Here is a 13,422-nt window from a genome sequence, read left to right as displayed (position 1 = left end):
ACCCTAGCAAGGAGTAGTTTGATGGCTGAATTAGCAACGAATATCGAACCGGCAGAAATACTGCTTTCAGTGAACAACATTGAAGTCGTCTACGACGAAGTAATACTAGTACTTCGCGGTGTGAGCTTAGAAGTTCCAAAAGGGCAGATTGTGACCTTACTGGGTGCCAACGGTGCGGGTAAATCCACAACGTTGAAAGCCATTTCTGGTTTGTTGAAAACCGAAGATGGTGAAGTGACGCGCGGCGAAATCAACTTCATGGGCGAGCGCATAGACAACAAAAGCCCGGAAGAGATCGTCCGTTCGGGCATCTTCCAAGTTATGGAAGGGCGCCGAATTGTTGAAGACATGACGGTGATAGAAAATCTTCGCTTAGGCGCTTACACGCGCACGGACAACGAAGTCGAGCAAGACATCGAAATGGTGTTTGATTATTTCCCTCGCCTTAAAGAGCGCACAGGTCTAGCGGGTTATTTGTCAGGTGGTGAGCAGCAAATGCTAGCGATTGGTCGTGCACTGATGGCTCGTCCAAAAATGATCTTGTTGGATGAACCTTCGATGGGGCTTTCGCCGCTGTTGGTGAAGGAGGTGTTCAGCATTATTAACAAGATTAATAAAGATCAAGGCATTACCATGCTTTTGGTTGAGCAGAATGCCAACTTTGCCCTTCAAGCGGCCGATTACGGTTACATCATGGAATCAGGCAAAATCGTACTGGATGGCAGCAAGCACGAACTGCTAAACAATGAAGATGTGAAAGAGTTCTACCTTGGCGGCGGCGATGAAGATCGCAAGAGCTTCAAGAATCTGAAATCTTACAAACGTCGTAAGCGTTGGTTATAAGGAGCAAGGATGAACGAACTATTTGATGCGAAAGAATCGTTGTCTCTGCAGGCACGAGAAGAATCGCTGTTTCAACGTCTGCCAACGTTGATTGAAAATGCAAAAGCCAACAGCGAACATTATGCGGCGCATTTTGCTGAGTTAGAGCCTACGTTGGCAAATAATCGTGAAGGGCTTACCCAGTTTCCGATTACGCGCAAATTCAATATGCCAAACCAACAGCAACTTAAACCGCCGTTTGGTGGTTTAAATAGTGTTGCGATTGGTCAGACGGCGCGTGTATTCCAATCTCCGGGGCCGTTGTATGAGGCACAAACGGATGAGGCGGATTTCTGGCGTATGGGGCGCGCGTTCCACGCGGCTGGATTTAGTGCGGGCGATTTAGTGCATAACACGCTCTCTTATCATTTCTCGCCTGGTGGATTTATTGTGGATGGTGGCGCAAGAGCTTGTGGCTGCGCGGTATTTCCGGCGGGTGTCGGGAATACCGAAGCACAAATTGAAGCGATTAAACAGCTGCAGCCAACGGGTTACACGGGCACGCCGTCTTACTTGCTGACGTTATTACAAAAGTACCAAGATAAATACGATGAGTCGCCGAGTTTTACCAAAGCGCTGGTCTCTGGTGAAGCAGTCACTGCAGACATGCAACAGGCGTTTGCGGACAAAGGCATTGCAGTCTCTCAAGCCTACGCAACTGCAGAGCTTGGTTTGATTGCTTATCAAGTCACAGGCGAGCAAGGCTTGGTGGTTGCCGAAGATATTATCGTTGAAATCGTTAATCCTGATGGCATTCCTGTACAACTGGGAGAAGTCGGTGAAGTAGTCGTGACATCGCTCGATGAGAAGTTCCCGCTGATTCGCTACGCAACGGGAGATTTATCGGCATACCTAGAAACGGGCTCGGATTCGCCACGCACGAATGCGCGAATTAAAGGCTGGATGGGACGTGCGGACTTAGCGGTGAAAGTGAAAGGCCTGTTTGTTTATCCGCATCAGATCCAAGAAGTCTGTCGTCGCCACGATATTAAAGGCTCCTTGAAAATTGAGCGTGATGGCTTCAACGATACCATTACTTTCTGCTGTCATGATGTTCATGTCTCGGCAGAGGACATTCAAGCGACACTCCAGTCTGTCACCAAACTGAAAGGCAATGTCCAGTTCGTGTCCAATCAGACCGAACAGCCGTTAATCAATGACTTGCGCAGTTAATCCGTCATTGTAAACCGCAGTTATAAAAAAGCTAACAACGTAAAAATCAAAGGCTAGGAGAGGGGATACCACATTGTGCTGCGTATCCCTTTCTTTTTGTGCCAGTACAATCAGGAGGGCGATAAATGAAGCAGGCACCGACCATCAATCAACAGTTTTGGGATAATTTGTTTACCCAAGGCACTATGCCATGGGATGCCAAAACCACACCTCAAGAGCTAAAAGCTTACCTAGAAAAAGCGCTTAATAGCGGTCAGTCTGTATTTATCCCTGGCTGTGGCGCTGCTTATGAACTCAGCTCTTTTATTCAATATGGGCATGACGTGATCGCGATGGATTACAGTGAACAAGCAGTAAAAATGGCGCAATCGACGTTAAGCAAGCACAAAGATAAAGTCGTGTTGGGGGATGTATTTAACGCCGACTTTACGCACTCATTTAATGTAATTTACGAGCGTGCCTTTCTCGCTGCCTTGCCGAGAGACAAATGGCCAGCATACTTTGCGATGGTGGACAAATTACTGCTAAGCGGCGGTTTTTTAATTGGTTATTTCGTTATAGATGATGATTACCACTCTCGGTTCCCTCCATTTTGTTTGCGAAGTGGGGAGTTGGAGGGTTATCTAGAACCGGCGTTTAAGCTTGTGGAATCCTCAGTGGTGGCAAACAGTGTTGAGGTTTTTAAAGGTAGAGAGCGCTGGATGGTGTGGCAGAAAAGCTGCCGTATTTAAACGCTATGGCATCAAATAATGAATACCAAATCAGCATCACATAATGCATATTTTAAAGACAATTATTCTTGTGGTAACGATAAGTGTTGTGAATTGGCGAAGTTGTGAGAAATGTAGATCATGTCCTTTGAAAACATAAGGACATATAATATGGACAAATCATTTTCTCTCATCGATAAGCCTACCTTCTTAGGCTCACTATTTCTTTTACTCAGCGTCGTTATACCTTTAATTTTATTTCCCACACAAGGTGCGGATTGGATAGCTTCGGCCAAATTTTTCATGACCGATAAGCTTGGTGTTTTATACCTCGCACTGGGTATCGCAGCAATGTGTTTTATGATTTACACGGTGTTCAGCGATCTTGGCCAAATCAAACTTGGTGAAGCCGACGAGCAACCAGAATTTGGTAACGCCTCATGGGCTGCAATGCTATTTTGTGGAGGTATTGGCGCAAGTATTCTGTATTGGGGGTGTATCGAGTGGGCATACTACTATCAATCACCACCATTTCAGTTGGAAGCAGGCAGTGAAGAAGCCATTCGCTGGGCCGCGACTTATGGTCTGTTTCACTGGGGACCGATCGCTTGGTCAATTTACCTTATTCCTGCTCTACCTATCGCTTACTTCTTTTATGTACGCAAACAACCTGTTTTGAAAATTTCTAGTGCGTTAATGCCTGTATTAGGAGAAAAGCGTGCAAACGGTGGTATTGGCAAGTTTATTGATGTGTTGTTTATTTTTGGTATGTTGGGTGGCGCGGCGACTACGCTTGGCTTAGCAGCGCCTCTTATCAACGGTGGTCTACATCATATCTTCGGTCTTCCAAACAATACCTTCAGCCAAGTGGCTGTATTACTTCTCTGTACTGCTATTTTTGGTTACTCCGCGTATGCAGGGCTTGAGAAGGGGATCAAATTTCTTAGTAACATTAACTTCTGGGGTGCGATGGGCTTGTTACTCTTTGTACTCGCCGTTGGGCCAACCGTGTTCATGTTAGAGACAGGCTTAGATTCTATTGGTCGTATGTTGTCTAACTTCTTTGTTATGGCCACCTGGGCGGAGCCGTTTGGTGGTTATGGTGAGTTTACGGATACACACTTCCCGCAAGACTGGACTATTTTCTACTGGGCATGGTGGTTGGTCTTTGCTCCTTGTATGGGATTGTTTGTTGCGCGTATCTCGCGTGGAAGAACGATCAAACAGATGGTCGTAGGTTCGATATTTTACGGTTCTTTAGGTTGTTTCTTATTCTTCATTGTTTTAGGTAACTACGGTTTATCGTTGCAATTGACGGGTGAGCTTGATGTCATCGCAATCCTCAATGAATCGGGCGCACCGGCGGCTATTTTGGCAACGTTAGATACGCTACCGTTAGGGCCAGTCGTTATTGGTGTTTTTACACTATTGTGTATCATTTTTACGGCGACGTCGTTTGACTCTATCTCGTACATTCTTGCGTCTGTGGTTCAAAATGATGTGACGGAAGAACCGATGCGCTGGAACCGTTTGTTCTGGGCGTTTACTTTGTCTTTTCTGCCAACCGTCCTAATGTTCATGGGAGGTTTATCGACATTACAAACCGCTGCGATCGTGGGAGGTTTACCGTTGTTAGTTATCTCGGTGATGTTGATGGTGTCCTTTGTTCGCGCGGCGAGCCTAGATATTAAACATCAAGCAGAATACGAAGAGCCAACCATTAACATTGAAGAACTGCCGGAAATTGACCCTTGGTCAACAGAGGGAATGGCTTTGGCGAAATTTGAGCGCTTTAAAGACTTAGCTCAACAGGCGGCTGAAGAAGAGCGCGAAGCAATGGCAGCCCTGATGAGCATGCGTAAGAGAATTCGCGCATTTGCCTTAGAACATAGCTGTGAATCTGGGTTTTCGGACCATCATTTACCAGAAGAGATGCAAACAGAGCTACAGCAACTAACCGAAGCGCTTGAGTTGGCTCAACAGAAGAAACAAGAACTGTCTGAACAAGCCCAAGAATCTCGAATGGAGTTTAATCATGTGTTATTAGGCGGCGCGTCGGCAGGTTTAGCATCGTCGCAGGCTTAAGAACAGACTCACAAGAGCCGAGTACAAACTCGGCTCTTTTTTTGGCGTGGGTACCTTACAGTTAAAAATTCTGCTCAGTCAGTGTTAATGCTTATACTATTTTAGGTTGACCATCTGATGCGGTGGCACCGCCGTCTACAGGTAGGTTTACGCCATTAATGAAAGATGCGTCATCACTTGCCAAGAAAGTCACGACAGACGCAATTTCTTCAGGTTCGGCTGCTCGGCCAAGCGCAATGCGCTCATTGAATTTATCGCGGATGTCCTGCGGCCAGCCGTTCGTCATGTTGGTTTTTACTAAGCTGGGGCATACGGCGTTAATTCTTACACCCTCCGCACCATGGTCCAATGCCATCGCTCTAGTCAGGTTGACCACAGCGCCTTTACTCGCACAATAGAATGCGGCACCCCAGTCACCACCCAAACCGGAAACGGACGCGGTATTCACCATACAACCTTTCGTTTTTAAGAGTTCAGGTAACGCAAACTTCGCGCAATAAACGACGCCGTCAATGTTTACACCAGAGATCTTCTTCCAGTCTTCCACACTACCTTCAATCACGGATCCTGGGACATGTACGCCAGCATTGTTTACTAAAATATCCAGTTTACCGAAACGGGTAACAACATCAGAAATCAGTGCTGCGACTTTGTCTGGATCAGAAACGTCAATGGAATGCGCAGACACGCGCTGTTTATCAAAGTCCTCAACAGCGTTTGCCAACTGCTCTTCATTCCAATCGGCAAGAGCGACGTTTGCGCCTTCTTCATACAAACGTTTTGCGATGGCCAAACCAATACCATTGGCAGAACCAGTGACGAGTGCGACTTTATTTTTTAATCCTCTCATGCGATTTCTCCTTCGAAACTTACAAAAACGGGATCTTGATTTTTCTCTGTGCGCGGCAACATCAGTTTGTCGTTGTCGCTGTAATCTACGGGGATAGCCACCACTGCTGGTCCTTCAACGTCCATGGCTTTATTCAATGTCGGTAGCAATTCGTGTTGACTAGTCACTGCGAAGCCTTTCGCGCCAAATGATTCGGCGTACGCCTTGAAATCAATTGGTCCAAATTTCACACCAGAGCAGCGTTGATATTTGTTGAACTCTTGCATTTCTACCATGTTGTAGGCGTTATCAACCCACACAATATGGACGATATTGCAGTTCAGTCTAACCGCGGTTTCTAACTCCATGCTCGATTGCATAAAACCGCCGTCTCCCGATATCGATACCACTTTGCTACCAGGTTTCAGTAGGCTGGCACCAATGGCCCATGGCAGTGCAACGCCCATCGTTTGTTGGCCGTTAGACACCAGCATTTGGCGAGCTCGAAAACAACTTAAGTAACGAGCGATCCAGATGTGGAAGCTCCCCATATCAAGACATAGCGTGGTATCTGGTGTGATGATAGATTGCATGGCTTTAATCAGTGCCAGTGGATGAAATCCTTGCTTGTTATAGACATTGGGATAGGTTTTGATCACTTGCCGTTGCAGTGCTACCTCTTCCAGTACTGAAAGTGCCGTTGGGGAAAGGCGAGCATATTCAGAGATATAGCTGCCCATCTTGTCTAATGACTGCGCAATGTTTCCGACGATTTCAACACAAGGCTGATAATTAAGTTGGTATTCAGCCGGTTCAATATCGAGGTGAATCACTGGGTTGCGGTGGCTGTTCCAAAGCTCAGGGTCATACTCTATTGGGCTAAAGCCGATGGTGAGAATTAAATCGGCGTCCCGCAGTAAAACATCGCCAGGTTGGTTGTTAAATAAACCGACGCGCCCTGCAAAGTGGTGATAGTAATTGATGTCTACGGTCCCGGCGGCCTGGTAAGTGCCGACAACGGGTAGCTGCGTATTTTGAAGAAATCGGGCGATAGCAGCAGCGTTTTGGCTGCGGCTCGCGTGAAGGCCAAGTAAAACCACACAACGCTTTGCTTTGCTGATTCGACTGACCGCTTCTTCGATTGCTGCGATGTCTGCGCAACCAGGCTGTGTGTAAGGCGAGGGGACAATAATGTCCGTTTGGGTTTGCTCGGATAAAACATCTTGAGGGAGACTCAAAAAGCAAGCCCCCGGACGACCTGACTCTGCGATACGAAATGCGTTCGCCATGATCTCGCTTGCGGCGTCCACATGCTGCACTTCAGCACTGAATTTGGTTATAGAGCGAAAAATACTGACGGTATCCATGCTCTGGTGTGTTTGTTTTTGCTGGTCAGTTCGTTTCACAGCACCACCGATAGCAATCAGCGGATCGCCTTCGGAGTTTGCTGTTGCCACCCCCGTAACTAGGTTTCCACAGCCTGGACCTGACGTAACCATTGTGACGCCTGCTTTGCCGGTTAGTCTTCCCATAACGCCCGCCATAAACGCGCCGTTAGCCTCGTGACGTACCGGAATCATTTGGATGTTAGTGTCTTCAATCGCATCGAACAGTCGATCGATTTTTGCACCGGGAATACCGAAAATGTACTTAATGCCGAGAGACTCTAGCTGTTGAGCGATCAACTGAGCTCCATTTTTATTTGAAGGTTTGGATTGCATTTGTTGTCCTTATTATTTGCCTGACTTTGTTACTTTTCCGCCTTTTCTATGGCGGTATTTATATCTTCCGGAGCCAAATTGGCACTGAGGAAGTCTGTCGATACCGGGGTATCAATCACTAGCCGCGAGACTTTGCCAATCTGGAGGAACCCTGACGAAATGCTGTAATCCTGAATATGACCACCTCCTTGGCGGTCATCGGTAATAAAGTGTTCGTGATAGCCGGGTACATTGATGCCAGTCGTATATTTAGGACTGCGAAAGCCGGCGACCACGCCTTGCTTATGCGTGAAGCGGAATGTTGGTTGTTCTTTGACCACTTCAAGCATTGGCCGATAAGGGCGTGTTTGTTTAGGTACGGTGCGAGTACGAACTGAATCGAAAACGCCATCAATACGCACTGCGCAAAATAGGTTATCGCTTGGAACCATGTCGTCTATGAGGCTATGGACTTCATGACGTGACATGCGCGATGTCAGTGGCAGCTCGATATCAGGCTTAAAAAAAGTCATGACAGCAAAGGGCGTTTTTTGCGCTAGGTCTGCCGGGTTTGCGGAGCCATCCGACTTGAGTTGAAAAACTTCCTTATCAAAAGCAATCAACTCACCATCCAATTCATTGAACGTACCTAAACCAAAATCCCCATGTTTCAGCAGTTCTTCTATGGTTGTTGAGCCTTCGTAAACACCAGCGATCAAAGCACTCATCAACGAAGTCTGATAAATCTCACCATCTCCGGTAACGTGATGGTATTCAGAAAATTCTTTCGCTACTTCAAGCGAACAAGCACATAGAGGGTTATAAAATCCACGCATGATTAAGACCAGTTATGCAATGAAGAGTATATTTAGATTGACTTCTACACGGTGCTAAATCCAATATAAAAAAGATTTATTTTGATATGGAAAATATATGGAATTTCGCTACCTGAAGTATTTTGTCGCGGTCGCCGAGACTCGTCACTTTACCCGAGCGGCTGAACAGCTAGGGATTGCGCAACCTCCTTTGAGTCAACAAATCAAAAAGCTAGAGCACGAGCTTGGCGTGGACCTATTTAAGCGCTTGTCTAGAGGAGTAGAGCTGACCCATGCAGGGCAAGTCTTTTATACGGATGCGGTAAATATTCTTGCTGATGTGGAACGCGCTAAAGCAAAAGCTCGTCAGATTGCTCGTGGTGAAAACACGCAGGTTAAAATCGGGTTCGCGACGTCAACATCAACCTGCATTAAGGTATTGGAGAGAATTGGGCGTATTCAAGATAATGGGGTTCATTTACAGACGGCGGAACTGTCAATGCCAGAGCTTGCCACTCAGTTAAAAAGCAAACAACTTGATCTCGCAATCATGCGGCTACCCTGTTACGCCAGTGAGCCTTTTGAACACAAGGTGTTGTTTAACGACCCGTTTGTCGCGGTGATTCCAGCGGGGCACGAGCTGGCAAAGTATCACTGTATCCAGATGAAACAGTTGAGAGGCCATAAAATTTTACTGTTTCCACGAGAGACGGGCCCCGCATTGTTTGATGGCATGAGCACACTTTTTGCCGACGCAGGAGTAAGGCTCGAACCACAGTTCGCAGCACCGCAACTTCGTACGACGATTGCCATGGCGCAGGCTGGGTTAGGTATTGCTCTCGTTCCGCGTTCACTGGCTGAACATCTCGATGATTCCGCGACAGTCGCTGAGATTGATGATATCCCTCTCACTAGTCGTGTTGTTGTTGCTTGGGAGGCATCTAATCTCAATAAACAAGCGTTAAAAGTAGCCATGCACATCGGTCATGTTGAGGCTCTGCTTTAGGCCAAATCATTAGCTCAACACCGCTTGATCAAAAGGCTTCGTTTTATAAACGTTTTTGTTCTTTGGTGATCCAAATACGATATACACTTAATAAGCTGTATCATATTTTCATTGTGATTTGTTTCACGTTAGAGCTGTTTAAATAGATATTATTTTATCAATATTTACTGTATGACCCATCAATAATCATAGAATTTTAAATTCCAGTTAGACTTGAATGTATTGAGAGAGTAAAAGTTAACTCAGTTTCATATGTCAGCCAGCTGGAAGGAATTGAAAGTGTTAGATACAAGTGTCCAAGAGACATTAATTAACGGCATTGAATTAGATATTGATATTACTCCGACTTTTTCACTTGCTGCTCAGCAAAACTCTTATCCAATAATTAAGTCTATCCGAGTGAGTTACCCTAAAAAAGAGGAACAAGAATCCCCCACATATCGGTCGCTTGTTCTTAAACTCGAAGGAGTTGAAGGCTGGCTAGATGAAACATCATGGCATATTGATCGCTTAGAGCCTGGTGAGGTAGTAAGTTTAAAAGTAAAAGAGTTACAGTTTCCCTTTGATAAGCTGTTTGGGTTAACTGAAGAAGTAAAACTATCTTTGTTTTTTAAATTGATGAGTGACGATGGGGAGGTATTCAAAGAGTGTAAAGTTCCTCTTGATGTTCTGCCTGCTGATTATTGGGGCGGAGAGATCCGTCAACCAGCTCTGTTAGGTGCATTTGTCAAGCCCAACGGTGTATATGTTGAATCTCTTATTCACAAGGTTACACAAGTTCTTGAAAAAGGTGGCTATGGGCGCTCTGTCGATGGCTATCAGTCGAATACACGTGAAAAGCCGTACCTAATGATCGCAGCTTTGTGGAACGTAATTTTTCAAGAAAAGCTAGCTTATGTAAGCCCGCCTAAGGGGTTTGCGAAATTGGGTCAGCGCGTTAGGCTGCCTTCTGATATTAGTAATTCCAGAATGGCGGCTTGTTTGGATTTGTCTGTGTTGTTTGCTAGTTGTATCGAAGCAATGGGTTTGAATCCTGTCGTGGCAATCACGGAAGGTCATGCTTTTGCGGGTGCTTGGCTTATTGATGAAAGATTACCTATCTTAACAAATGATGACCCTCAGGATGTAAGAAAACGGATAGATAACCGTGATCTAGTGTTGTTTGAAACGACTTTAGTTACTAGTGACTCTCCAATTACTTTTGAGCAGTCGAGAGAGCATGCTCGAGAATTGCTATCAGAAGAACATGAAAAACAGTTTGTGATGGTCATTGATATTGCTCAAGCGAGAGCGCAAGCGATAAAACCACTCTCAACCGTAGAAGCTACACGAGAAGAAAAAACGTCAGAAGATACTTCAGTTGAGCTGATGTTACCTGTTGTTCCACCGTTACCCCCTGTGCGAAAAGAAGAACAAGTTATAGAGGAAACTCCAGAAACTAGGATCGATACTTGGTCACGCAAGCTTCTTGATTTAACAAAGAAAAATAGCCTTCTTAACTTTAGTGATCGAGCCATTGCGATCAAATTATATTGTCCTGATATTGCTGCGATCGAAGATATGTTGGCAGATGGCGTAAAATTTAAGTTTCAGTCTGCACAGGAAAGTCCTTACTTTGACTCTGAGCGCGATAACGAATTGTTTCGTCTTCAGTCCGGGTCTGATCTCCATCGAAGCTACGCGTTCAATCAAATTCAGAATAAGATTCTGATTGCTAATCAGTCACCTAATCGATTAGAGCGAAACTCTATAGAGTTGTTCCGAAAAGCAAAAAATGATCTGGAAGAGGGTGGTTCGAATACGCTTTTTCTAGCGCTTGGCTTTTTGAAATGGAAAGAGAACCCAGAAGATACAAGAAGTTATAAAGCTCCTCTATTATTAATTCCCGTAAAGCTTACCCGTCGTAGTGCTCGTGCGTCTGTTTACGTCGAGCAACTTCAAGAAGAAGAACCAATTTTTAATCTTACTCTTATTGAGTTTCTGCAATCCGAGCATGATATCAACCTAAGTGAATTTCGAGATGAATTACCGATGGATGATAGTGGTATAGATGTACCATATGTATGGCACAGAGTAAGAGACGCCGTTAAGGAACAAGCTGGTTTTGAGTTAGTGGAAGAGCTAGTTTTAGGTTCTTTCTCTTTCGCTAAATATCTGATGTGGAAAGATCTTAAAGATCGGTTAGATGATCTCAAGGAAAATTTATTTGTTAAGCATTTAGTTGATAACCCTAGGGACCCATACCCTCAAGAGAGCTCGTTTATCGAACGAGAAGAAATTGATGAGAAATTAGATCCTGCCTCGATTTATACTCCTTTGAACTGCGACAGTTCTCAGTTGGTTGCAGTGGATGCTTCTGCTCGTGCACAAGATTTCGTTCTGGAAGGGCCACCAGGAACCGGAAAGTCAGAGACTATCGCTAATATCATTGCTCATAATATCGGGCTCGGGCGAAAAGTACTCTTTGTCGCGGAGAAAATGGCTGCACTGAATGTGGTATATCGCCGTTTACAGAAAGTAGGTTTGGATCATCTTTGCTTGGAACTACATAGCAATAAAGCGAACAAACGAGCAGTTCTTGAACAATTAAATAAGGCATGGCAGAAAAGAGAGGGTTTAAGCTCTGAAGAATGGGAAGCGAGTATTATAGAGCTCAAGTCGAGGAGAGATGAGCTTAACAATTATGTTCGTGCTTTACATGGAAAATCGGCATTTGGAATCTCAGCCAGAGACGCTATCTCTACCGTTGCATTAAATGGTGAAACCTTAAAAGTCAAGCTAGATTGGCTCCCTGACATAACAGCAGCTCCTATTTCTACAAAAGAGGATTTAGTTAGGATTAAAGAGTTAGTCGGGAGGCTAGTACTAGCATTCTCTGATATTAAGGGATTGAAAATCAACGCATTTATGCCAGTTTTTGCTACTGAGTGGTCGAATGTTTGGCAGTCTAATTTACTTGCTGTTATTGATGACTGGTTAAAAAACTACGATGTCTTAATAGATTGGACACAACAGGTTCAATCGAGTTTTTCGCTTACCTCGATACGCCAAACGCTTAAAAATGTTGAAGCACTAGAAAGTGCTTATGAGTTGGCAATGATCGCAACGTTTGAAGATATTGCATTCGCTGTAGATTCTGGTTCAAAAGAACGAATTGCAGCCATTCAAGAGTTGTCGGTATTAAAAGCAGATTACGACCAGCAGCTTAAAGACATATCGCATGGCGTGACTAGCGACAACTTGTCTAAGTTACCCACAGAGAGATGGCTACAATTGGCTGAAGAAGCTAAAACAAGTTGGTTTAAAGCAATATTTCGCAAGCGTAAGATAAATCGCGAAGCGAAAGAGTTTGGCCTGTCTCAAATTGAAGATTTGTTACTTCTTGAAAAAATTGCGACGGTTCAGAAGCTCAAGAACTCAATAGAAGAATATATCAACATTATTGGGGACTACTCGGTCTGGAAAGGTTGGGATACGTCTCACGAAATATTAGAAAGCACTGCAGTAACAGGGAAAAAAATTCGTGAGATTGTATCTAACCTGGTTAGCTTGACTGATGAACCCTCTGAAATATTGATTGCGATAAGAAAATGGTTTGTAGATGGGAGAGAGTTTTTAGAAGAGTCGAAAGTATATTCAAGCCTAAATAACTTTTCCAAGGCGGTAAAAGAATTCAAAAACTCGAATTCGATTGTTGCGGAACTTGGAGTCAGTGTACCCGAGCAAGCTGAACTTGAATCACTATATCGGAATTTTAATGATATAAAGACTCAGTCAAACAAGTTGAAAAACTGGTGTGAGTGGCAATCAGTCAAGCAGAAGGCGTATGACAATAAGCTTGATGTAATGGTTAAAGCTCTGGAATCAGGAGTTAGTAACCCTGAAGAGTTAAATGAGCAATTTCGAGTTGCTTTTTCTTATTGGCTCGCCCCACTTCTTATTGATGCCAGCGATGAGCTTCGAAAGTTCAAAGCTTCAACGCATGAACAAACAATAAAAGAGTTTCAAGTGGTAGACGAACGTGTTGCTAAGATTACAAGCGATTACGTGGTTGCACTTGCTTCGAAGAGTGCTCCTACACAACAATCTACGGAGTGTAGTGGCATAGTGAATTTGGTCACTTAGTTAGAGGTGATATCATCACCTCATAAGTTAACAGGTGACACTATGACAAAACGTACAAGACGACTATTTAGCGCAGAATTTAAGTTAGAAGCAGCGC

At 44.6% G+C, this 13,422-nt stretch carries 9 protein-coding genes; 6 read left to right on the top strand and 3 right to left on the bottom strand.

What is annotated here, in order from left to right; all coding sequences use genetic code 11:
• The first annotated feature begins 21 nt into the window (after positions 1-21).
• The 4 genes from FKN08_RS10355 to FKN08_RS10340 all read left to right on the top strand — a co-directional run bounded on the left by FKN08_RS10355 (position 22) and on the right by FKN08_RS10340 (position 4,850).
• Positions 22-843 carry an ABC transporter ATP-binding protein gene (locus FKN08_RS10355; protein ID WP_005392594.1) on the top strand — a complete coding sequence of 274 codons (822 nt, stop codon included), beginning with the start codon at positions 22-24 and terminating at the stop codon, positions 841-843.
• A gap of 9 nt (positions 844-852) precedes the next feature.
• Positions 853-2,055: an AMP-binding protein gene (locus tag FKN08_RS10350; RefSeq protein WP_170892057.1), complete on the top strand. Its 1,203-nt coding sequence runs from the start codon at positions 853-855 to the stop codon at positions 2,053-2,055.
• Positions 2,056-2,180: 125 nt separating this feature from the next.
• Positions 2,181-2,786, top strand: a complete 606-nt coding sequence (locus FKN08_RS10345) for a methyltransferase domain-containing protein (protein ID WP_170892056.1) — start codon at positions 2,181-2,183, stop codon at positions 2,784-2,786.
• A 150-nt stretch (positions 2,787-2,936) separates the two neighbouring features.
• Entirely contained in the window at positions 2,937-4,850 is a 1,914-nt protein-coding gene (locus tag FKN08_RS10340; RefSeq protein WP_170892055.1) for a BCCT family transporter, read from the top strand.
• Between the two features lie 91 nt (positions 4,851-4,941).
• Here the strand turns inward: FKN08_RS10340 and FKN08_RS10335 are convergent, their stop codons facing one another.
• The 3 genes from FKN08_RS10335 to budA are packed head-to-tail and all read right to left on the bottom strand — an operon-like array spanning position 4,942 to position 8,215.
• Positions 4,942-5,700 carry an SDR family oxidoreductase gene (locus tag FKN08_RS10335; protein ID WP_170892054.1) on the bottom strand — a complete coding sequence of 253 codons (759 nt, stop codon included), beginning with the start codon at positions 5,698-5,700 and terminating at the stop codon, positions 4,942-4,944.
• Positions 5,697-7,400 carry an acetolactate synthase AlsS gene (gene alsS / locus FKN08_RS10330; protein WP_006741055.1) on the bottom strand — a complete coding sequence of 568 codons (1,704 nt, stop codon included), beginning with the start codon at positions 7,398-7,400 and terminating at the stop codon, positions 5,697-5,699. The genes FKN08_RS10335 and alsS overlap by 4 nt, the downstream gene beginning before the upstream one ends.
• 29 nt (positions 7,401-7,429) lie before the next feature.
• On the bottom strand, positions 7,430-8,215 hold the full coding sequence (budA, locus tag FKN08_RS10325; RefSeq protein ID WP_005392587.1) for an acetolactate decarboxylase: 786 nt from the start codon (positions 8,213-8,215) through the stop codon (positions 7,430-7,432).
• A gap of 97 nt (positions 8,216-8,312) precedes the next feature.
• On the opposite strand from budA, the gene FKN08_RS10320 reads away from it, so the two are divergent.
• Both FKN08_RS10320 and FKN08_RS10315 read left to right on the top strand, forming a co-directional pair.
• Complete coding sequence (locus FKN08_RS10320) at positions 8,313-9,200, top strand: LysR family transcriptional regulator (protein ID WP_170892053.1); 888 nt, start codon at positions 8,313-8,315, stop codon at positions 9,198-9,200.
• Between the two features lie 279 nt (positions 9,201-9,479).
• A complete protein-coding gene (locus FKN08_RS10315) occupies positions 9,480-13,325 on the top strand; it encodes a DUF4011 domain-containing protein (protein WP_170892052.1) in 3,846 nt (1,281 codons plus the stop codon).
• Positions 13,326-13,422: the final 97 nt, after the last annotated feature.

Origin of the sequence: Vibrio sp. 1-2 (7-a), assembly GCF_013048515.1 — a bacterium.
Lineage (GTDB): Bacteria > Pseudomonadota > Gammaproteobacteria > Enterobacterales > Vibrionaceae > Vibrio > Vibrio diabolicus.
Note: the sequence above shows the minus strand (reverse complement) of the source record. Positions and strands in the feature narration are given on the sequence as shown.

What these genes read in the sequence shown, in the direction of transcription:
- FKN08_RS10355 (WP_005392594.1), top strand. Translation starts at nt 22, where the DNA reads ATGGCTGAATTAGCAACGAATATCGAACCGGCAGAAATACTGCTTTCA.
- FKN08_RS10350 (WP_170892057.1), top strand. Translation starts at nt 853, where the DNA reads ATGAACGAACTATTTGATGCGAAAGAATCGTTGTCTCTGCAGGCACGA.
- FKN08_RS10345 (WP_170892056.1), top strand. Translation starts at nt 2,181, where the DNA reads ATGAAGCAGGCACCGACCATCAATCAACAGTTTTGGGATAATTTGTTT.
- FKN08_RS10340 (WP_170892055.1), top strand. Translation starts at nt 2,937, where the DNA reads ATGGACAAATCATTTTCTCTCATCGATAAGCCTACCTTCTTAGGCTCA.
- FKN08_RS10335 (WP_170892054.1), bottom strand. Translation starts at nt 5,700, where the DNA reads ATGAGAGGATTAAAAAATAAAGTCGCACTCGTCACTGGTTCTGCCAAT.
- alsS (WP_006741055.1), bottom strand. Translation starts at nt 7,400, where the DNA reads ATGCAATCCAAACCTTCAAATAAAAATGGAGCTCAGTTGATCGCTCAA.
- budA (WP_005392587.1), bottom strand. Translation starts at nt 8,215, where the DNA reads ATGCGTGGATTTTATAACCCTCTATGTGCTTGTTCGCTTGAAGTAGCG.
- FKN08_RS10320 (WP_170892053.1), top strand. Translation starts at nt 8,313, where the DNA reads ATGGAATTTCGCTACCTGAAGTATTTTGTCGCGGTCGCCGAGACTCGT.